We start from the raw sequence: 19,358 nt of genomic DNA, 5'->3' as shown, positions 1-19,358 counted from the left end.
CCGCCCGCCCGCGATGCGGGACAAGATCGCCATCACGCGACCGGAAAGGGATGATGCGATGAAGGAACCCAAGGCCTGGGTGCTGCAAGTGCTGGAATGGGGGCCGCTGCTGCTGTTCTTCGGCGTCTTCATGCTGAATCGCGGCGGCGATGTCGCGCTGTGGGGCCAGTCCTACACGCCGCTGGTCTTTGCCACGCTTGTCTTCATTCCCGCGCTTGCCCTGGCCACGCTGGTCCGCTGGCGGCTGACGGGCAAGCTGGCGCCGATGCAGATCGCGACGCTTGTGCTGGTGGTGGTCTTCGGCGGCCTGTCCGTCTGGCTGAACGATCCACGCTTCTTCAAGATCAAGCCCACGATCATCTATCTGCTGTTCGCGGGCCTGCTGGGCTTCAGCTACCTGGCCCGCCGCAACTGGCTGCAGGCCGTCCTGTCCGAAGCCCTGCCGATGGATGCCGAAGGCTGGCGCAAGCTGACGATGCGCATGGCGCTGCTGTTCCTGGGGCTGGCCGTCGCCAACGAGGTGGTCTGGCGCGGCATGTCGGAAACCGCTTGGGTGTATTTCAAGACCTTCGGGATGCCCCTGGTGATCTTCGTGTTCCTGATGGCGAATGCCGGCCTTTACCGGGCCCATGCCTTGCCTGATCCCCACGACAAGGCCGGCGGATAGGATGTCCGGCGAATCGCTGGTGTTGCCGGTCAGCCAGGTGCGGCTGGCCGTTTTCCTGATCAACATGGACGGCGCGTCCGAACGCCTTGCGGCGATGGAGCACAAGCTTGCCCGCGCGAACCTTCCGTTTCGCCGCATCACGGGCGTCGACGGGCGCGCCCTGACCTACCCGATCCCCGAATTCTGCGAACGGAGCTATCGGCTGCTGCACGGCCGGCGCACATCGCCCGCCGAGATCGGCTGCTATCTCAGCCACGTGGCCGCTGCGCGCGCCTTTCTGCAAGGTGACGCGGATCTGGCCCTGATCCTTGAAGACGACGTGTCCTTCGAGCCGGATTTCCTCGACACACTGGACCGGGCTGCGATGCAGCGCGACCTGTGGAACCTGCTGCGGCTGACGACGGTCAACCGGGGACGGCGGTTCCCGGTGCGCGACCTGGGCAATGGCCGGTCGCTGGCCCTGACCCTGACGCGCGAAAAGGGGGCGGGGGCCTATGTGATCGATCGCCGTGCGGCGGAATGGATCGCCAACGACCTGATCCCGATGCGGCTGGCCTTCGATATTGCCTTCGACCTGGAATACTTGGCCGGGTTGCGGGCCTGCTTCGTTCACCCCTTGCCCGCAAGCCAGGCATCGGATCACCCCACGCAGATCCAGGACAAGCGCCTGGCCTACAAGCTGCCGCGCTGGCGCTATGCGACGGTGCTGCCCTATCGGGCCTGGCTGGAATTGTCGCGGGTGGCATGTCGGGGGGTGCGACTGGTTGCGGCGCGGCGGCGGTCAAGCCTTGACCCCGCCCAGTTGCGAGGGCGCGGCCAGCAGACGTGACCATCGCGGCTGCGCGCGGCCTGGCAACCTGGCGCGCAACAGCGACAAGGGAAGCGCCCAAGGCTGGGCCATGGCCGTCCGATAGAAGTCGAACAGCCCGTGGCGGAGATAGGGCGACCAGTGCGACAGCCGCTGGGCCGGACGCTCGGCCGGGAAGCCCAGCCGGTCAAGCGCGGCCAGCGTGTCGCGGTCGTCGATCTGCACGTCCAGCCAGTTCGAGGCCGGTTGGTCCAGACCCAAGCCAAGCGCCTGCCTGCGGCCCCCGTCCAGCCAAAGCTCCATCGCGAAGTCGAACAGGTCATTCTCGCGCGAGGTGATGTTCAGCACCTCGGCCCTGCGCCCGGCGGGGGTTTCCAGGGCGGCTGCGGCCGTGTCGCGGAATTCGGCCCCCGCCAGCAGGACGACGCGGCCGATGCTGCCCTGATCTGCGTGACGCAGCGCCTGCAGGGCCACCCGCGCGCCCAGCGAATGCCCGATCAGCGCGACGGGCCGGCCGGCGTGGTCGGCAAGGTCCGACACAAGCGCCCCGGCCGCCTGGCCCGCCTGGCCGGCGCGGGCATAGGCCTGCCCCAGCATCCCGCGCGCTTCCCAGCCAAGCGCGACGGCCAGCCCCTCGTCCGGGTCGCCGCCGCCAAAGCCGAGCGCGCGGGGCCAGGACAGCACCCGGCGTTGCGACGGATCAGGGTCCAGGGACAGGATGTGCCGGTGCGGATCGCAATGGGGAACGGACGGCGAATAGCGATATCCGTGGATCATCACGATCAGCGGCGCATGTCCGGGCAAGGCGCGGGCAAGCTGCGCCAGTTCCCCTGGCTCAGCGCGATCCGCATCGATCTTGACCACCGGCATGACGGCCCCCTTTCCCGTGCCCGCAGGCATGGACCCAGGGTGCGACAGGGGCGTGAAAGAAGCGTTAAGCCTGCGTGACGCACGGTGCGCAGGTGGTGCAAAGGCAGGCTGAAAGCCGCGTAATCCCCCGCAGGCCGTTTTCACCATTGAATTTTCCTGCCCTCCGCCTCTATGTTGCCTTTATGCGTCATGCGACCTTCAATCGCGGGTTGTGGGCGCTTCCAGTTTCGCAGCGCGGCACCTCTGGCACCGGATTTACGGAAGGCGGCATGTGTCACGCGGAAAGCCCGCCCGTGGCGCATCACCGTGCGACCGGGCGAAACCAGACAGCGGCGCGCCCGGCCCGACAGCCACGCGCCAACCGTAAGGAACAGACGCGATGACGCGCGCAAGGGACGGTCAGGATCGGAACGGGGGGGCGTGCTGCCTTTTCCGTTCCGTCCCCGTTGCCCCAGCCGCGCCCGCGTCCCCATCACATCGCAGCCGTCGCTTGGGGGTGCCGTTGGCGCCGCCCGGCCCGTGGCTGCGCGAAAGATTTGAACATGGCAAAGAAAATGCTGATCGACGCCACCCATGCCGAGGAAACTCGGGTGGTCGTGGTGGACGGAACCAAGGTCGAAGAATTTGATTTCGAGACTGTAAACAAGCGCCAGATCTCGGGCAACATCTACCTGGCCAAGATCACGCGGGTCGAACCCTCGCTTCAGGCGGCCTTCGTGGATTACGGCGGAAACCGGCACGGCTTCCTGGCCTTTGCGGAAATCCACCCGGATTACTACCAGATCCCGGCCGCCGACCGCGAGGCGCTGATCGCCGAGGAACGCGCCTATGCCGAGGCCCAGGAGGCCGAGGACGCCGCCCGCGCCAAGCGCCGCCATGCCCGCGCCCAGAAGGCCGAGACGGGCGACGAGACCGTCAGCGCCGAGGTCGAGGACGGCGAAGCCCCCGAGGCGGTCGAGGACGAGAGCGCCAGCGCCGCCCCGGACGATGGCGCGGACGCGGACCAGGACAATGCGACCCGGAACGAGGATGAGGGCGAGGAAGCCGGCTCTGAATCCTCGGCCTCGGACAAGGACGAAGAGATCGAATCGGTCGCCGACGAGGACGTGGCCGAGGAAGTCCGTGCGCCCCGCAAGCCCCGCGCCCGCCGCTACAAGATCCAGGAGGTGATCAAGGTCCGGCAGATCATGCTGGTTCAGGTCGTCAAGGAGGAGCGCGGCAACAAGGGCGCCGCGCTGACCACCTATCTGTCGCTGCCGGGCCGCTATTGCGTCCTGATGCCCAACACGGCGCGCGGCGGCGGCATCAGCCGCAAGATCACCAATGTCGCGGACCGCAAGAAGCTGAAGGACATTGCGTCCGAACTGGACGTGCCCAAGGGCGCGGGCCTGATCATCCGCACGGCGGGCAGCCAGCGGACCCGGACGGAAATCCGCCGCGACTACGAATACCTGCTGCGCCTGTGGGAACAGATCCGCGACCTGACCTTCAAGTCGGTAGCCCCCGCCCCGATCTATGAGGAAGGCGATCTGATCAAGCGGACCATCCGCGACCTGTACAATTCGGAAATCGACGAGGTCCTGGTCGAGGGCGAGCGCGGCTATCGCGTCGCCAAGGACTTCATGAAGATGATCATGCCGACCCATGCCCGGGCCGTCCAGCAATATACCGACCAGATGCCGCTGTTCGCGCGCTACCAGGTGGAAAGCTACCTGGCGGGGATGTTCAACCCGGTCGTGCAGCTGAAATCGGGCGGCTATATCGTCATCGGCGTGACCGAGGCCCTTGTGGCCATCGACGTGAACTCGGGCCGGGCCACCAAGGAAGGTTCGATCGAGGAAACGGCGCTCAAGACCAACCTGGAGGCCGCCGACGAGGTGGCGCGCCAGTTGCGCCTGCGCGACCTTGCGGGCCTGATCGTCATCGACTTCATCGACATGGAGGAACGGCGCAACAACGCCGCTGTCGAGAAGCGGATGAAGGACAAGCTGAAATCCGACCGCGCGCGGATCCAGATGGGCCGCATCTCGGGCTTCGGCCTTATGGAGATGTCGCGCCAGCGCCTGCGCCCGGGGATGCTGGAATCGACCACGCAGCCCTGCGCCCATTGCCACGGCACCGGCCTGATCCGGTCCGACGACAGCCTGGCGCTGACCATCCTGCGCGCCATCGAGGAAGAAGGCACCCGCAAGCGGTCGCGCGAGGTGCTGGTCAAGGCGCCCGTGGCGGTGATCAACTATCTCATCAACCAGAAGCGCGAGCATATTGCGGGCATCGAGGCGCGCTATGGCCTGTCGGTTCGGCTTGAAGCTGATCCGTCGCTGATCTCGCCCGATTTCGCGATCGAGAAGTTCAAGACCGCGACCCGCGCCGTCCCCGAGGTCTCGGCCTCGGTCCTGTCGGTCGACGCCGACCTGATGGCGCAGATCGACGACGAGGACGTGGATCTGGCCGAGGAAGTCGAGGCGGAAGCCGAAGCCGAGGTCGAAGCTGCAGAACCGACCGAAGGCGCATCGGCCGAGGATGACGCCGAGGGACGCGGCCGCCGCCGTCGTCGCCGCCGTCGGCGGAAGTCGGGCGACCGCCCCGAAGGTGAGGTCGCCGAGGCGGGCGACGAGGCCGAGGAAGCCGCAGGCGATGCCCAGGCCGGTTCGGCCGACGCCGCGCAAGGTTCCGACACCGACGCCGATACCGACGAAGAGGCCAATGGCGCCGAAGGCGAGACCGACCGGAACGGCCGCCGCCGCCGTTCCCGTTCGCGCAACCGCCGTCGGGGCGGCGATCTGCCCCAGACCGAGGGCCTGCCCGAGGTCGTGGACCTGCACGATCAATCGGCCGAGCCCGCCGAATCGCTGCCGGGCCTGAACGCCCGCCGCGACCCGGCCGAGGAGGGCGAGATCGTCCCGCTGTCCGAGATCGCTTTGGAACCGCAGGCCGAACCGCAAGCTGCCGAGCCGCAAGCCGCCGAACCCGAGCCGCAGCCGGACGCCTTCCTGCCCGGTGATGTCGTGGCGGCCGAGGAAGCGGCAACCGCAGAGGTCGAGGCCGCGGATCTGGCGGCACCTGAAGCGGTGGCACAGCCCGAGCCCGTGGTCGAACCCGCCCAGCCCGACCTGTCCCAACCGGCCCCCGCAGTCGAACAGCAGCCCGGGCAGCCTGGGCAATCGATGCAGCCTGCCGAACCCGAGCCCGAAATGGCCGAGGCGGAAAGCGGGCGTCCCAAGCGCCGCGGCTGGTGGTCCAGCAAGGGCTGACCCGACAGTATGCTGATCCGGCAGGAAGGGCGCGGGAAACCGCGCCCTTCGCACAAAGGCGTGACGCCATGACCCATGGCCCCGGCCGCGCCAGGCGCTAGACTGCGGGCCATGTTGGGAATCGACCTTGTCACCGCCGCCTTCCTGCCTGCCGCCCTTGTGGCGTTGCTGGCCGGCATCCTGTCCTTCCTGTCGCCCTGCGTGCTGCCGATCGTGCCGCCCTATCTGGCCTACATGACCGGCGTTGGGGTGAACGGCCTGAAAGCGCAGGAACGCAGCGCCGTGCTGCCCGCGCTGTTCTTCGTCATGGGCCTGTCCACGGTCTTTCTGGTCATGGGCTTCGCGGCCTCCGCCTTTGGGCGGGCATTCCTGCAATACCAGGATTACCTGGCCAAGGCGGCAGGCGTCATGGTGGTGGTGATGGGCCTGCACTTCCTGCATGTGATCCGCATCCCGATCCTGGATCACGAGGCGCGGATGAATGCCGGCAAGCAGGACGGAGGGGCTTTCGGCGCCTATATCCTCGGCCTCGCCTTCGCCTTCGGCTGGACCCCCTGCATCGGTCCGCAACTGGGCATGATCCTGTCCCTGGCCGCGACCGGGGGCGAGTTGTCGCGCGGCACCGCGCTGCTGGCGGTCTATGCGCTTGGGCTTGGCATCCCCTTCCTGCTGGCCGCGATCTTCGTCAACCGCGCCATCGGAGTGATGAACCGCATCAAGCCCTGGCTGCGCGTGATCGAACGGGCCATGGGGGTGCTGCTGCTGGTCGTGGGCGTGATGCTGCTGACGGGGGCATTCTCGGCCTTTTCCTATTGGCTGCTTGAAACCTTTCCTGCCCTTGCCACGCTAGGTTGAACGACCCTTGCAATCGCCAGTAGCGCCGAGTCTGAAATCAGGCTATGCTGTCTGCCAGACCCGGATAAACCGGGCGTTTCTCTGAGGCAGTGACGGCGGTTTTCCCATGACCGAGATGGTCTTTGGCACGACGCCCGTACGGGCGGGCGACCCGATTCTTCCGCGCTGGTGGCGCACGCTGGACAAGTGGTCCCTGGCCTGCGTCCTGGGCCTGTTCGCGATCGGCATCCTTCTGGGACTGGCGGCCTCGGTGCCGCTGGCGGAAAAGAACAACCTGCCGCGCTTCTACTATGTCCAGCGCCAGGCGGTGTTTGGCGGCATGGCCCTTGTCATCATGCTGGTGATCTCGATGATGTCGCCGCGCCAGATCCGGCGGATCGGCGTGATGGGCTTTGCGGCGGCATTCGTGCTGATCCTGCTTCTGCCCTTCATCGGCGAGGACCACGGAAAGGGCGCGACCCGCTGGCTGTCCATCGCCGGGATCTCGATGCAGCCGTCCGAGTTTCTCAAGCCCGGCTTTGTCGCCATCTGCGCCTGGTTCCTAGCCGCCGCGCAATCCATCGGCGGACCGTCCGGCAGGCTGTATTCCTTCATCACCGCGATGGTGGTGGTGATCCTGCTGGCGCTTCAGCCGGACTTCGGGCAGGCCTCGCTTGTGCTGTTTTCCTGGCTGGTGATGTATTTCATCGCCGGTGCGCCCATGGTTCTGCTGGTCGGCGTGGCGGGGCTGGCGATCGGCGGGGGCATCTTCGCCTATAATGCGTCGGAACACTTTGCCCGCCGCATCAACGGCTTCCTGTCGCCCGAGATCGACCCCCGCACGCAGATCGGCTATGCCACCAAGGCCATCCAGGACGGCGGCTTCTTCGGCGTGGGCGTGGGCGAGGGGTCGGTGAAGTGGTCGCTGCCCGACGCGCATACCGACTTCATCATCGCCGTCGCGGCCGAGGAATACGGCACCGTCATGGTGCTGCTGGTGATCGCGCTTTACTGCACCATCGTCGTGCGATCGCTTTTGCGGCTGCTGCGCGAACGCGATCCCTTTGCGCGCATCGCCGGGGCGGGCCTTGCCTGCGCCTTTGGCGTGCAGGCGCTGATCAACATGGGCGTGGCCGTGCGCCTGCTGCCCGCCAAGGGCATGACGCTGCCCTTTGTCAGCTATGGCGGGTCATCCGTCATCGCATCCGGCATCGCCGCCGGGATGCTGCTGGCGCTGACCCGGACAAGGCCGCAAGGCGAATTGGCCGAGATCCTGCGTCGGGGCCGCTGATGCCGCGCGACCTCAAGACCGCCCCCTTGGCCCTGATCGCCGCCGGCGGGACCGGTGGCCACATGTTTCCCGCCCAGGCCCTGGCCGAACTGCTGCTGTCCGAAGGCTGGCGCGTCAAGCTGTCCACCGACGACCGGGGCGCACGCTATGCAAGCGGATTTCCCGATGCGGTCGAACGCAGCATCGTGCAATCCGCCACAACGGCGCGCGGCGGGATGCTGGGCAAGCTGACCGCGCCGCTGAAGATCGCCGCAGGCGTCGCGGCCGCGCGGACCAGACTGCGCCGCGACCGGCCCGCCGTGGTGATCGGCTTTGGCGGCTATCCCACGATCCCGGCGCTGTCGGCGGCCCTGACGCTGGGCCTGCCGCGCATGATCCACGAACAGAACGGCATCATGGGCCGCGTCAACAGCATCTTCGCGTCCCGCGTCCACCGCATTGCCTGCGGCACCTGGCCAACCGCCCTGCCGGCAGGCGTCAGCGCCAGCCATACCGGCAACCCAGTCCGCCAAGCGGTGCTGGACCATGCCGCCGCCCCCTATGCGCCGCCGGGGCAGGGGGCGCTGCACGTCCTCGTGATCGGCGGCAGCCAGGGCGCGCGGGTGCTGTCGGACGTGGTGCCCGCCGCCATCGCGGCCTTGCCCGATGACATGCGCGCCCGTCTGCGCGTCAGCCACCAGGCCCGGGCCGAGGACGCCGCCCGCGTCACCGCCGCCTATGCCGATGCAGGCGTCGCGGCCGAGGTCCAGCCCTTCTTTTCCGACGTTCCCGAACGCCTTGCCCAGGCGCAACTGGTCATCAGCCGGTCCGGCGCATCATCGCTGGCCGACATCACGGTGATCGGGCGCCCCGCGATCCTGATCCCCTTTGCGGCGGCGGCAGGCGATCACCAGACCGCCAATGCCCAGGCCCTGGCCGAGGCGGGTGGCGCCCTGATCCACCCGGAATCGGTGCTTGACGTCCCCGGCCTGACGCGCGACATCCGCGCGATCCTGAATGACCCCGCGCGTGCCAGCCAGATGGCCAGCGCCGCGCTGTCCCTTGCCCGGCCCGATGCGGCGCGGCGCCTTTACGACCTTGTCACGGAGATTGCCCGATGAACGCCGCAACCAAACTGCCGCACGAGTTGGGGCCGATCCACTTCATCGGCATCGGCGGCATCGGCATGTCGGGCATTGCCGAGGTGCTGCTGACGCTGGGCTATGACGTCCAAGGCAGCGACGCCAAGAAATCCAAGATCACCGACCGGCTCGAAACCCTTGGCGCCCGCGTCTTCGAAGGCCAGCGGGCCGAGAATATCGGCCAGGCGGGTGTTATCGTCATCTCGACCGCGATCAAAAAGGGCAACCCCGAGCTTGAGGAGGCGCGCCGCCGCGGCCTGCCCGTCGTCCGCCGGGCCGAGATGCTGGCTGAACTGATGCGGATGAAGTCGAACATCGCCATCGCCGGAACCCACGGCAAGACCACGACGACCACGATGGTCGCGACCCTGCTGGACGCTGGCGGGCTGGACCCGACGGTCATCAACGGGGGCGTGATCCATGCCTATGGGTCCAACGCGCGGGCGGGCGCGGGCGAATGGATGGTGGTCGAGGCCGACGAAAGCGACGGCAGCTTCAACCGCCTGCCAGCCGACATCGCCATCGTTACCAACATCGACCCCGAGCATATGGAGCACTGGGGCAGCTTCGACGCGCTGCGCCAGGGTTTCCTGAACTTCGCCTCGGGCATCCCGTTCTATGGCCTTGCCGTCTGCTGCACCGACCATGCCGAGGTCCAAGCCCTGGTCGGCAAGCTGACCGACCGCCGCGTCGTGACCTTCGGCTTCAACGCCCAGGCGGATGTGCGGGCGATGAACCTGCGCTATGAAAACGGCATCGCGCATTTCGACATCGCGCTCCAGGGCGAAGGCCCGACCGAGACGGGCGATGTCGAGATGATCGAGGGCTGCACCCTGCCCATGCCGGGCGACCACAACGTGTCGAACTGCCTGGCCGCCGTGGCTGTCGCTCGGCACCTGGGCATCAAGAAGGCCGAGATCCGCGAGGCGCTTGCCAAGTTCGGCGGCGTCGGCCGCCGCTTCACCCGCGTAGGCGAAATCAACGGCGTCACCATCATCGACGACTACGGCCACCACCCGGTCGAGATCGCCGCCGTGCTGAAGGCCGCGCGCCAGGCCACCAAGGGCCGCGTGATCGCCGTCCACCAGCCGCACCGCTATTCGCGCCTGTCGAACCTGTTCGACGACTTCTGCACCTGCTTCAACGAGGCCGACGTGGTCGCCATCGCCGAGGTCTATGCCGCGGGCGAGGATCCGATCCCCGGCGCCACCCGCGACGACCTGGTGGCGGGCCTGATCGCCCACGGCCACCGCCACGCCCGCGCCATCCTGGACGAGAACGACCTGGAACGGCTGGTCCGCGAACAGGCCCGGCCCGGGGACATGGTGGTCTGCCTGGGGGCGGGGACGATCTCGACCTGGGCAAACGGGCTGCCGGAACGGCTGCAAGGACGGGCCGCGTGACGCAGGCGGGGCTTGTCACGGTGGCGGTGGTGCTGGGCTGGTTGGTCCTGGCGACCATGCAGCGGCGCTTGCAGCCGCGCCACCGTATCCGTGCCTTCTGGGCGCTGATCCTGATCGGCATCCCCGTCCTGGGCTGGCTGACCCTGAACGGCGGGCCCATGGCGGGCGTCGCGGGCCTGGCTGCCGGCATCGCCGTGCTTCTGCGGGCGCCGCGCCGCCCTGCCCGCAAGCGGGCCGCCCCGCCGGCCGAGTGACCGCGGGAACTGCACGCAAACCCCGACGGTTGGTCTTGTCCGGCAGACCAACGGGACGCAATGGATCAGCCAATCTTCTTCGACACCTGGGCCAGCCTTGGCAGGGTCATCCTTGTCGGCACCCTGGCCTATGCCGGGCTGGTGGTGATGCTGCGCGTGTCGGGCAAGCGCACGCTCAGCAAGATGAACGCCTTCGACCTGATCGTGACGATCGCCCTTGGCTCGACCCTTGCGACCGTCCTGCTGAACCGTTCGGTCCCGCTGGTCGAGGGGTTGGCCGCCTTCGCCCTGCTGGTCGGGCTGCAATACGTCATCACCTGGCTGTCCGTCCGGTCGGACCAGTTCCAGGATCTGATCAAGGCGGAACCGACGGTGCTGATCAGCAAGGGCAAGCCGGTCCCCGGCGCATTGATGCGCCAACGGGTCACGATGGAGGAAATCCGCGCCGCGATGCGCCAATCAGGACATGCGGAACTGAACAGCGACATCACTGTGGTTCTGGAAACCGACGGATCCCTCAGCATACTGGCCCACGGTGGCGATGGTTGACCGGGGCCGCCCCGCTGGCTACCACATCCGCCATGATGACCGATCTTCCCCCCACCCGTGGCACGCTGACCCCCAACCGTCCCTTGGACAGCCTGACCTGGCTGCGCGTCGGCGGCCCGGCCGATTGGCTGTTCCAGCCCGCGGACGAGGATGACCTGGCCGATTTCCTGCGCGATCTTGACCCTTCGATCCCGGTCTTTCCGATTGGCGTCGGCAGCAACCTGATCGTGCGCGACGGCGGCATCCGGGGCGTGGTGATCCGCCTGGGGCGCGGCTTCAATGCCATTACCGTGGAAGGTGACCGCGTCACCGCAGGCGCGGCGGCGCTTGACGCCCATGTCGCGCGACGCGCGGCGGATGGGGGTTGCGACCTGACCTTCCTGCGCACGATCCCCGGCAGCATCGGCGGGGCGGTCCGCATGAATGCGGGTTGCTATGGCAGCTATGTCGCCGACCACCTGGTCGAGGCTCGCGCAGTCGCTCGTAATGGCGAGCGGGTCGTGCTGACGCCGGATGACCTGCGCTTTGCCTATCGCCATGCCGAGCTGCCCGAGGGCTGCGTGCTTACCGGGGCGACGTTCCGCGCCACGGAAGGCCAGCCCGATGCGCTGCACGCCAGGATGGCGGATCAATTGGCAAGGCGCGACGAGACCCAACCCACCAAGGAGCGCAGCGCCGGATCGACCTTCCGCAACCCGGCAGGCTTCAGTTCGACCGGACGGGCGGATGACGTCCACGACCTCAAGGCCTGGTCGCTGATCGACCGCGCGGGCCTGCGCGGGCACAGCTGGGGCGGGGCGCAGATGTCGGAAAAGCACCCGAACTTCCTGCTGAACACCGGCGGCGCCACCGCGGCCGAGCTTGAGGCCCTGGGCGAACTGGTCCGCCGCCGGGTCATGGAGGACAGCGGCCATGATCTGCAGTGGGAGGTGATCCGGGTGGGCGAGTTTCTGCCGGGTGCAACTGCAAGTTGATTAACGATTTTCGCAACAATCTTTGGCAGATAGCTAAAAATCTCCTTTTGTGATTTCCGTGCATCAGGTATCCTGATTCCATAAGCGCAGATCGGGGTGAACCCGGCGGCGCGGGGACAGGAAAATCCCGGGATCAACCGGGTCGAAAGGCGAAACGTGGCGGGCAGGTCGAGCAGGACAGCCCATACCGTAGCCGTTCTGATGGGCGGACCCTCGGCTGAACGCGAGGTGTCTTTGTCATCGGGGCGCGAATGCGCGGATGCGCTGCGGGTGGCGGGCTATGAGGTGATCGAGGTCGAGCTTGGCCCTGAACGGGGCGGCGATCTGGTGGCTGTCCTGGCCGGTCTTCGCTGCGACGTGGTCTTCAATGCCCTGCACGGCCGCTGGGGCGAGGATGGCTGCGTCCAGGGGATCCTGGAATGGCTGGACCTGCCCTATACCCATTCGGGCGTGCTGGCCTCGGCCCTGGCGATGGACAAGACGCGGGCCAAGGATGCGCTGCGGGCGGCTGGTTTGCCGGTGGTCGAAAGCGTGATCGCCTGCGCGGCCGAGGTTCGCGCCCGTCACGTCCTGACGCCGCCCTATGTGGTCAAGCCCAATGACGAGGGTTCGTCGGTCGGCGTCTATATCGTCCATGACGGCGCGAATCAGCCGCCGCAACTGGCCGATACCATGCCCCGGCATGTCATGGTCGAAGCCTATGCCCCCGGCCGCGAATTGACGACCGCCGTGATGGGCGACCGCGCCCTTGGCGTCACCGAGATCGTGACCGAGGGCTGGTATGATTACGCCGCCAAGTATTCCGTCGGCGGGTCGCGCCACATCATCCCCGCCGATATTCCGGCCCAGATCGCCCAAGCCTGCCTGGACTACGCGGTTCGCGCGCACCGGGCGCTTGGCTGCCGCGGCTTGTCGCGCACCGACTTCCGTTGGGACGACACGCGCGGGCTGGACGGCCTGATCCTGCTCGAGGTGAACACGCAGCCGGGCATGACGCCGACCTCGCTTGCGCCCGAACAGGCGGCCCATGCCGGGATCGGGTTCCCCGACCTGATGCGCTGGATGGTCGAGGACGCGCTATGCCCGAGGTGATCGACCATCGCCCGAACCGCCCCCAGCCACAGCCGCAGGGGGACCGCGTCAAGCGCGACCCGGCGCCGACGCGGCTGCAATACCGGCTGGAGCGCATGTGGCTGCGCCCGATCTGGCGGCGGACCTTGCGCATCGGCGTGCCGGCATTCTTGGTCGCCATGACCGCCGGCCTGTGGCTTGCGGACGAGGATCGGCGCGCCCTGCTGTCGGACGGCGTGCAGCAGGTCATGCACAAGGTGCAAAGCCGCGAGGAGTTCCAGGTCCGCACCATGATGGTTGAAGGTGCCTCGCCCGTGGTGGACAAGGCTTTGCGGGCCATGCTGCCGGTGGAACTGCCGGCTTCCAGCTTCGACATCGACCTGACGGCGTTGCGCCTGCAGGTGATGCAGCTGGACGTGATCGAATCCGTAGACCTGCGCATCAAGCCGGGGGGCATCCTGTCGGCCGTGGTCAAGGAACGCGAACCGGCGATCCTGTGGCGCCATGCCCGCGGGATCGAGATCCTGGACAAGACGGGTCACCGCGTCGCCTCGGTCACCGCGCGCGACGTGCGCCCCGACCTGCCGCTGATCGCGGGCGAAAGCGCCGACATGGCAGTCCCCGAGGCCTTGGCCCTGATCGACGCGGCAGGGCCGATCCTGCCCCGCGTCCGCGGCCTGGTCCGCCGGGGAGAGCGCCGCTGGGATCTGGTGCTGGATCAGGGCCAGCGGATCATGCTGCCCGCCCAGGGCGCGCTGACCGCGCTTGAGGCAGCGATTGCCCTGGATCGCGCGCAGGATCTGCTGGGCCGCGACATTGCGGCGATCGACCTCCGCAACCCGTCGCAACCAGTGATGCGGCTGGGCATCGATGCGCGCAACAGTCTGCGGCAAGCGCGTGGAGAGCCGCTGCTGGGGCCTGACGGCAAGATCATTCAAGAAGAAGAAAAGAAGGGAGGCTGAGGCGATGGCGGAACTTTATCAAACGCAGCGGGCGATGCGGAACATTCGCCGGGCGGCCCTGCAACGCGGCGTGATCGGCATCCTGGATATCGGCACGTCCAAGATCGCCTGCTTGGTGCTGCGCTTCGACGGCACCGGCACCTTCCGCGAGACCGACGGCGTGGGACCGATGGCGGGGCAGGTGAACTTTCGCGTGATCGGCGCGGCCTCGACCCGATCGCGCGGGATGCGCCGGGGCGAGATCGACGTGATGGCCGAAACCGAACGCGCGATCCGCACCGTCGTCGCCGCCGCCCAGAAGGTCGCGGGCGTACGGGTCGATCACGTCATCGCCTGCCTTTCAGGGGGGCGTCCCTCGTCCTATGGCCTAGCGGGCGAGATCAACCTGGATGCTGGGCGGGTCCATGATCATGACGTGGCGTCGGTGATGGCGGCCTGCGATGCGCCCGATTTCGGGCGCGGGCGCGAGGTGCTGCACGCCCAGCCCGTCAATTTCGCCGTCGACAACCGCACCGGCCTGGGTGATCCGCGCGATCACGTCGGCAATCGGCTGTCCTGCGACATGCATGTGCTGACGGTCGATGGCGACGTTATCGGCAACCTGATCCAATGCATCCGGCGCTGCGACCTTGAATTGGCGGGGGTGGCCTCAGCCTCTTATGCGTCGGCGCGGGCTTCGCTGGTCGAGGACGAGCAGGAACTGGGGGCAGCCTGCATCGATTTTGGCGGCGGCGGCACCGGGGTGTCGATTTTCATTAAGAAACACATGATCTTCGCCGACAATGTTAACATCGGCGGCCAGCTTGTCACGCAGGACATCGCCCAGGGGTTGCGGGTTCCGCTGCCCGTGGCCGAGCGGCTGAAGACCCTGAACGGCGGCCTCGAGGCCACCGGTCGAGACGACCGCGACCTGTTGGAGATCGGCACGGGCAGCGGCGAATGGGACACGGACCGCCGGTCGGTCAGCCGCGCCGACCTGATCGGGATCATGCGTCCGCGCGTCGAGGAGATTCTGGAAGGCGTGCGCGAAGTGCTTGATGCCGCAGGCTTTGACGCCATGCCCAGCCAGCAGATCGTGCTGACGGGCGGAGGCAGCCAGATCCCCGGTCTGGACGGACTGGCGGCCCGCATCCTGGGTCCGAACGTCCGCTGCGGGCGGCCCCTACGGATCGATGGGCTGGCGCACCAATTCACCGATCCCGGCTTTTCCAGCGCCGTCGGCCTGGCGCTGTTCGCGGCACATCCGCAGGACGAATGGTGGGATTTCGAGATGCCTGCCAGCAGCTATCCGACCCGCAGCCTGCGCCGCGCTTATCGCTGGTTCAGGAACAACTGGTAAGGGCATGGGGCCGTTATGGGTCGATTGAAGGCGGGGCACCGCATTCAACCGAATTGGCAAGATACCGCCGAAAACCCCAGCAAATACCACCAGATTTTGGGGTGGGCGGCCTCTTTTTAAGTGACGCAGCGGCGGCCGGCCGTTAGGATTGGAACTGATACGAGGGATTCGACGGGCGGCAGGACAGGACCCGTCGACATAGCAAAAACAGGCGGAACCATGAACCTCAATCTGATGATGAACGACGAAGACGAGCTGAAGCCCCGTATCACCGTCTTCGGTGTTGGCGGCGCGGGCGGCAACGCGGTCAACAACATGATCGAGAAGAACCTCGACGGGGTCGAGTTCGTGGTGGCCAATACCGACGCGCAGGCGCTTGCCAGCTCGCGCGCGACCAACCGCATCCAGATGGGTCCGAAGGTGACCGAAGGCCTGGGTGCCGGCGCCAAGCCCGTGATCGGTGCCAAGGCCGCCGAGGAAACGATCGAGGATATCGTTGATCACCTGATGGGCGCGCATATGTGCTTCATCACGGCGGGCATGGGCGGCGGCACCGGCACCGGCGCTGCCCCGATCATCGCCCAGGCCGCGCGCGAGATGGGGATCCTGACCGTCGGCGTCGTGACCAAGCCCTTCCAGTTCGAGGGCACCAAGCGGATGCGCCAGGCCGACGAGGGGATCGAGGCCCTGCACAAGGTCGTGGACACGCTGCTGATCATCCCCAACCAGAACCTGTTCCGCATCGCCAACGAAAAGACCACCTTCACCGAAGCCTTCGCCATGGCCGACGACGTGCTGTATCAGGGCGTCAAGGGCGTGACCGACCTGATGGTCAAGCCGGGCCTGATCAACCTTGATTTCGCGGACGTGCGTTCTGTCATGGACGAGATGGGCAAGGCGATGATGGGCACCGGCGAAGCCTCGGGCGAGAACCGCGCCCAGGAAGCCGCCGAACGCGCCATCGCCAACCCGCTGCTGGACGAGGTCAGCCTGAACGGCGCCAAGGGCGTGCTGATCAACATCACCGGCGGCTATGACATGACCCTGTTCGAACTGGACGAGGCCGCCAACGTCATCCGCGACAAGGTCGACAGCGACGCCAACATCATCGTCGGATCGACGCTGGACCCGGACATGGACGGCTCGATCCGCGTGTCGGTCGTGGCAACCGGCATCGACGCGGCCGCAAGCGTGGCCGAGGTTCCCGCACCCCGCCGCAGCATGGCCGAACCGCTGACCCAGAACCCCGCCGTGTCCCAGAAGGTCGAGCCCGCCGCCCAGCAGGACGACCTGCCGCCGCGCCGCGTGGCCCCGCCGCTGACCCAGCCCGCCGCACCCGCCGCCCGGGTCGAGGATGACATGCCCGCCCCCGCCTATCAGCGCAAGGAACCGGCCCAGCCGGCGATGCTGAACGTCAAGGAGGACGCGGGCTTCATCGCGCCGCGCGCCCCCCAGGGCGCTTCGCGCGGCCAGGCCTCGCCCGAGACGCTGGAGCGCCTGCGTCGCGCGGTCGAGCACAAGGGCGAGCGTCAGCAGGCCCCCGCACCGCAGCCGCAGGAACCCGCGCGCCCGCAAAGCCGCATGGCCGGTCTTGGCCGGATGCTGGAGCGGATGGCAGGCCATGCCGACCACAGCGCGAAACCCCCGGCGGCCTCGATTTCCGAACGCGTGAACGAACGTGTGGCGGTTCGTGCCCGCCAGCAGGAAACCGATTTCGACGATCTGGCCAGCCCCGACTCGGCCCAGGACAATGTGGAAATCCCTGCCTTCCTGCGCCGCCAGGCGAACTGAATCCGCTATCGTGACGATCCGGGAAAGGGCCGCCTTGGGCGGCCCTTTTTCTTGCCGATCACATCTTTCGACGGGCCTGTCGTGGCCTGCCGCAAGGGTGCATCCGAATGTTTCATGCCGTTACAATTCGTTAATTGAACGCTTGGCACCTTGGGCCTAGGTGATCCGTTGAGCGACAAGGTTATCTGTCGCATTTGGTTGAAGGCTGTTGTCATGCAGGCGACGTTGAAGAAGATGGTTGCGTTTCAAGGTGTGGGCCTGCATTCCGGGGCCCCCGCCCGGCTTGAGATCCATCCCGCGCCTGCGGGTCACGGCATCGTCTTCCGCCGCACCGACCTGTCACCTGCCGTGGACATTCCCGCTCGCTGGGACCACGTGAGGCCGTCGAAGCTTTGCACCCTGATGGACGACGGAAAGGGCACGACCCTTTCCACGGTCGAGCATGTGATGGCTGCCCTGGCAGGCACCGGCATCCACAATGCCTTGGTCAAGGTCGACGGTCCCGAGGTCCCGATCCTGGACGGATCGGCAGCGCCCTTCGTCCGCGGCATCCTGCGCGCCGGGATCGCGCTGCAACAGGCCGACCTGCGGGCGATCCGCGTGCTGCGCCCGGTCGAGGTCCGCGAGGGAGACGCCTTTGCCCGGCTGACCCCGGCCGATCATCTTGAGATCGATTTCCAGATCGACTTCACCGATGCCGCCATCGGCCATCAGGAAAAGCGGCTGGACATGGCCAACGGCGCCTTTCTGCGCGAACTTGCCGACAGCCGCACCTTCTGCCGCCAAGCCGATGTGGATGCGATGCGCCGGAACGGGCTGGCCCTGGGCGGCACCTACCTGAACGCCGTGGTCGTCGATGGCCCCCGCGTCCTGTCGCCGGGCGGCCTGCGCCATGCGGACGAGGCCGTGCGCCACAAGATGCTGGACGCGGTGGGCGATCTGGCGCTTGCCGGGGCGCCGCTGCTGGCGCGCTATACCGGGCATCGGGCGGGTCATGCCATGACCAACAAGCTGCTGCGGGCGCTGTTCGCGGATCCGGCCGCCTGGACTTGGGAAACCTGTTCGCCCGCGCTTGAGGATCGGTTGCCGGGCGCGGGAATCGCCGCCTATGACCTGGCCGCGACGGCTTGGGCGGCCGCCTGAAGGGGCGGCCTTCCGCTACGTCAGGCAGGGCGCCGAAAGCCGCACGATATTCAACGGATTGCCATTTTGCGCCCCCTGATGTTCTGTGCTAGAGGGTCCGGGCAACCCTGCCGCACAGGGTCGGTTGCAAGGAAGAAGTCTTAGGCAGGGTGAAGATGGCGCGCTCGAAAATCTTGGCTTCCACGATGGCGGCGGCTCTTTGCTTGGTGCTTGCGGGTTGTTCTGGGTCCGGATCCTCGGATGCGGACAGGCGGAACCTGGACCGCTTCACCGCCGAGGAAATCTACAAGCGCGGCGAGTTCGAGCTGGAGAACAGCCGCAAGCCCGAGGACGCGGTCTTCTATTTCAGCGAGGTCGAGCGGCTTTATCCATATTCCGAGTGGGCCAAGCGCGCGCTGATCATGCAGGCCTATTCCAACCACCGCGCCCAGAACTACGAGGAGGCGCGGGGTGCCGCGCAGCGTTTCATAGACACCTATCCAGGTGACGAGGACGCGGCCTATGCGCAATACCTGCTGGCCTTGTCCTATTACGACCAGATCGATGAGGTGGGCCGCGACCAGGGCCTGACTTTCCAGGCATTGCAGTCCCTCCGCAGCGTCATCGAGCAATATCCCGACAGCGAATATGCCCGCAGCGCCATCCTGAAGTTCGATCTTGCCTTCGACCATCTGGCGGCCAAGGAAATGGAGATCGGGCGCTATTACCTCAAGCGCGGGCACTATGCCGCATCCATCAACCGCTTCCGCGTCGTGGTCGAGGAGTTCCAGACCACGACCCAGACGCCCGAGGCGCTGCTGCGGCTGGTCGAGGCTTATCTGGCGCTTGGTCTGACGGACGAGGCGCAGACGGCTGGCGCGATCCTGGGCTATAACTTCCAGTCCTCGCCCTTCTACCAGGACGCCTATCGGCAGCTTCGCGGTCGCGGCCTGGAACCCGAGGCGCGCGGCGACAATTGGCTGACGAATGTCTATCGCCAGATGATCCAGGGGCGGTGGCTGTAAAGGCGGGAATCCGCCCCCTGAAG

Annotated in this window: 17 protein-coding genes; 16 read left to right on the top strand and 1 reads right to left on the bottom strand. The window is 67.1% G+C overall.

Annotated elements, in window-relative coordinates; all coding sequences use genetic code 11:
• Positions 1 to 13: 13 nt before the first annotated feature.
• Positions 14 to 667, top strand: coding sequence for an inner membrane-spanning protein YciB (locus tag FIU66_RS09605; protein ID WP_370528911.1), 654 nt, complete (start codon positions 14 to 16; stop codon positions 665 to 667).
• Position 668: 1 nt separating this feature from the next.
• Positions 669 to 1,496, top strand: coding sequence for a glycosyltransferase family 25 protein (locus tag FIU66_RS09600; RefSeq protein ID WP_167622497.1), 828 nt, complete (start codon positions 669 to 671; stop codon positions 1,494 to 1,496).
• Here FIU66_RS09600 and FIU66_RS09595 read toward each other — a convergent pair.
• Complete coding sequence (locus FIU66_RS09595) at positions 1,449 to 2,345, bottom strand: hypothetical protein (protein WP_167622496.1); 897 nt, start codon at positions 2,343 to 2,345, stop codon at positions 1,449 to 1,451. The two genes, FIU66_RS09600 and FIU66_RS09595, sit on opposite strands and share 48 nt — an antisense overlap.
• Before the next feature lie 542 nt (positions 2,346 to 2,887).
• Here FIU66_RS09595 and FIU66_RS09590 point away from each other — a divergent pair.
• The 14 genes from FIU66_RS09590 to FIU66_RS09525 all read left to right on the top strand — a co-directional run bounded on the left by FIU66_RS09590 (position 2,888) and on the right by FIU66_RS09525 (position 19,335).
• Positions 2,888 to 5,599, top strand: coding sequence for a ribonuclease E/G (locus tag FIU66_RS09590; RefSeq protein ID WP_167622495.1), 2,712 nt, complete (start codon positions 2,888 to 2,890; stop codon positions 5,597 to 5,599).
• 111 nt (positions 5,600 to 5,710) lie between these two features.
• Positions 5,711 to 6,454: a cytochrome c biogenesis CcdA family protein gene (locus FIU66_RS09585; RefSeq protein WP_167622494.1), complete on the top strand. Its 744-nt coding sequence runs from the start codon at positions 5,711 to 5,713 to the stop codon at positions 6,452 to 6,454.
• Positions 6,455 to 6,560: 106 nt separating this feature from the next.
• On the top strand, positions 6,561 to 7,724 hold the full coding sequence (gene ftsW / locus FIU66_RS09580; protein ID WP_167622493.1) for a putative lipid II flippase FtsW: 1,164 nt from the start codon (positions 6,561 to 6,563) through the stop codon (positions 7,722 to 7,724).
• A complete protein-coding gene (locus FIU66_RS09575; protein WP_167622492.1) occupies positions 7,724 to 8,824 on the top strand; it encodes a UDP-N-acetylglucosamine--N-acetylmuramyl-(pentapeptide) pyrophosphoryl-undecaprenol N-acetylglucosamine transferase in 1,101 nt (366 codons plus the stop codon). Before ftsW ends, FIU66_RS09575 begins: the two co-directional genes overlap by 1 nt.
• Positions 8,821 to 10,248: a UDP-N-acetylmuramate--L-alanine ligase gene (murC, locus tag FIU66_RS09570; RefSeq protein ID WP_167622491.1), complete on the top strand. Its 1,428-nt coding sequence runs from the start codon at positions 8,821 to 8,823 to the stop codon at positions 10,246 to 10,248. Before FIU66_RS09575 ends, murC begins: the two co-directional genes overlap by 4 nt.
• On the top strand, positions 10,245 to 10,502 hold the full coding sequence (locus tag FIU66_RS09565) for a DUF2484 family protein (protein WP_167622490.1): 258 nt from the start codon (positions 10,245 to 10,247) through the stop codon (positions 10,500 to 10,502). Before murC ends, FIU66_RS09565 begins: the two co-directional genes overlap by 4 nt.
• A gap of 60 nt (positions 10,503 to 10,562) precedes the next feature.
• Positions 10,563 to 11,051, top strand: coding sequence for a DUF421 domain-containing protein (locus FIU66_RS09560; RefSeq protein ID WP_167622489.1), 489 nt, complete (start codon positions 10,563 to 10,565; stop codon positions 11,049 to 11,051).
• A gap of 32 nt (positions 11,052 to 11,083) precedes the next feature.
• A complete protein-coding gene (gene murB / locus FIU66_RS09555) occupies positions 11,084 to 12,025 on the top strand; it encodes a UDP-N-acetylmuramate dehydrogenase (protein ID WP_167622488.1) in 942 nt (313 codons plus the stop codon).
• A gap of 156 nt (positions 12,026 to 12,181) precedes the next feature.
• Complete coding sequence (locus tag FIU66_RS09550) at positions 12,182 to 13,117, top strand: D-alanine--D-alanine ligase (protein WP_167622487.1); 936 nt, start codon at positions 12,182 to 12,184, stop codon at positions 13,115 to 13,117.
• A complete protein-coding gene (locus tag FIU66_RS09545; protein ID WP_167622486.1) occupies positions 13,105 to 14,058 on the top strand; it encodes a cell division protein FtsQ/DivIB in 954 nt (317 codons plus the stop codon). Before FIU66_RS09550 ends, FIU66_RS09545 begins: the two co-directional genes overlap by 13 nt.
• Positions 14,059 to 14,062: 4 nt before the next feature.
• Entirely contained in the window at positions 14,063 to 15,397 is a 1,335-nt protein-coding gene (ftsA, locus tag FIU66_RS09540) for a cell division protein FtsA (RefSeq protein ID WP_167622485.1), read from the top strand.
• Between the two features lie 219 nt (positions 15,398 to 15,616).
• Complete coding sequence (gene ftsZ / locus FIU66_RS09535; protein ID WP_167622484.1) at positions 15,617 to 17,188, top strand: cell division protein FtsZ; 1,572 nt, start codon at positions 15,617 to 15,619, stop codon at positions 17,186 to 17,188.
• Positions 17,189 to 17,401: 213 nt separating this feature from the next.
• Complete coding sequence (gene lpxC / locus FIU66_RS09530; RefSeq protein WP_167622483.1) at positions 17,402 to 18,331, top strand: UDP-3-O-acyl-N-acetylglucosamine deacetylase; 930 nt, start codon at positions 17,402 to 17,404, stop codon at positions 18,329 to 18,331.
• A gap of 155 nt (positions 18,332 to 18,486) precedes the next feature.
• Positions 18,487 to 19,335 carry an outer membrane protein assembly factor BamD gene (locus FIU66_RS09525; protein WP_167622482.1) on the top strand — a complete coding sequence of 283 codons (849 nt, stop codon included), beginning with the start codon at positions 18,487 to 18,489 and terminating at the stop codon, positions 19,333 to 19,335.
• The last annotated feature ends 23 nt before the right edge of the window (positions 19,336 to 19,358 follow it).

This window comes from Paracoccus sp. AK26, assembly GCF_011801365.1.
GTDB lineage: Bacteria > Pseudomonadota > Alphaproteobacteria > Rhodobacterales > Rhodobacteraceae > Paracoccus > Paracoccus aerius.
Note: the sequence above shows the minus strand (reverse complement) of the source record. Positions and strands in the feature narration are given on the sequence as shown.

Excerpts from the sequence above, each read along its gene's own strand:
- FIU66_RS09605 (WP_370528911.1), top strand. The coding sequence starts at position 14 with ATGCGGGACAAGATCGCCATCACGCGACCGGAAAGGGATGATGCGATG.
- FIU66_RS09600 (WP_167622497.1), top strand. The coding sequence starts at position 669 with ATGTCCGGCGAATCGCTGGTGTTGCCGGTCAGCCAGGTGCGGCTGGCC.
- FIU66_RS09595 (WP_167622496.1), bottom strand. The coding sequence starts at position 2,345 with ATGCCGGTGGTCAAGATCGATGCGGATCGCGCTGAGCCAGGGGAACTG.
- FIU66_RS09590 (WP_167622495.1), top strand. The coding sequence starts at position 2,888 with ATGGCAAAGAAAATGCTGATCGACGCCACCCATGCCGAGGAAACTCGG.
- FIU66_RS09585 (WP_167622494.1), top strand. The coding sequence starts at position 5,711 with ATGTTGGGAATCGACCTTGTCACCGCCGCCTTCCTGCCTGCCGCCCTT.
- ftsW (WP_167622493.1), top strand. The coding sequence starts at position 6,561 with ATGACCGAGATGGTCTTTGGCACGACGCCCGTACGGGCGGGCGACCCG.
- FIU66_RS09575 (WP_167622492.1), top strand. The coding sequence starts at position 7,724 with ATGCCGCGCGACCTCAAGACCGCCCCCTTGGCCCTGATCGCCGCCGGC.
- murC (WP_167622491.1), top strand. The coding sequence starts at position 8,821 with ATGAACGCCGCAACCAAACTGCCGCACGAGTTGGGGCCGATCCACTTC.
- FIU66_RS09560 (WP_167622489.1), top strand. The coding sequence starts at position 10,563 with ATGGATCAGCCAATCTTCTTCGACACCTGGGCCAGCCTTGGCAGGGTC.
- murB (WP_167622488.1), top strand. The coding sequence starts at position 11,084 with ATGATGACCGATCTTCCCCCCACCCGTGGCACGCTGACCCCCAACCGT.
- FIU66_RS09545 (WP_167622486.1), top strand. The coding sequence starts at position 13,105 with ATGCCCGAGGTGATCGACCATCGCCCGAACCGCCCCCAGCCACAGCCG.
- ftsA (WP_167622485.1), top strand. The coding sequence starts at position 14,063 with ATGGCGGAACTTTATCAAACGCAGCGGGCGATGCGGAACATTCGCCGG.
- ftsZ (WP_167622484.1), top strand. The coding sequence starts at position 15,617 with ATGAACCTCAATCTGATGATGAACGACGAAGACGAGCTGAAGCCCCGT.
- lpxC (WP_167622483.1), top strand. The coding sequence starts at position 17,402 with ATGCAGGCGACGTTGAAGAAGATGGTTGCGTTTCAAGGTGTGGGCCTG.
- FIU66_RS09525 (WP_167622482.1), top strand. The coding sequence starts at position 18,487 with ATGGCGCGCTCGAAAATCTTGGCTTCCACGATGGCGGCGGCTCTTTGC.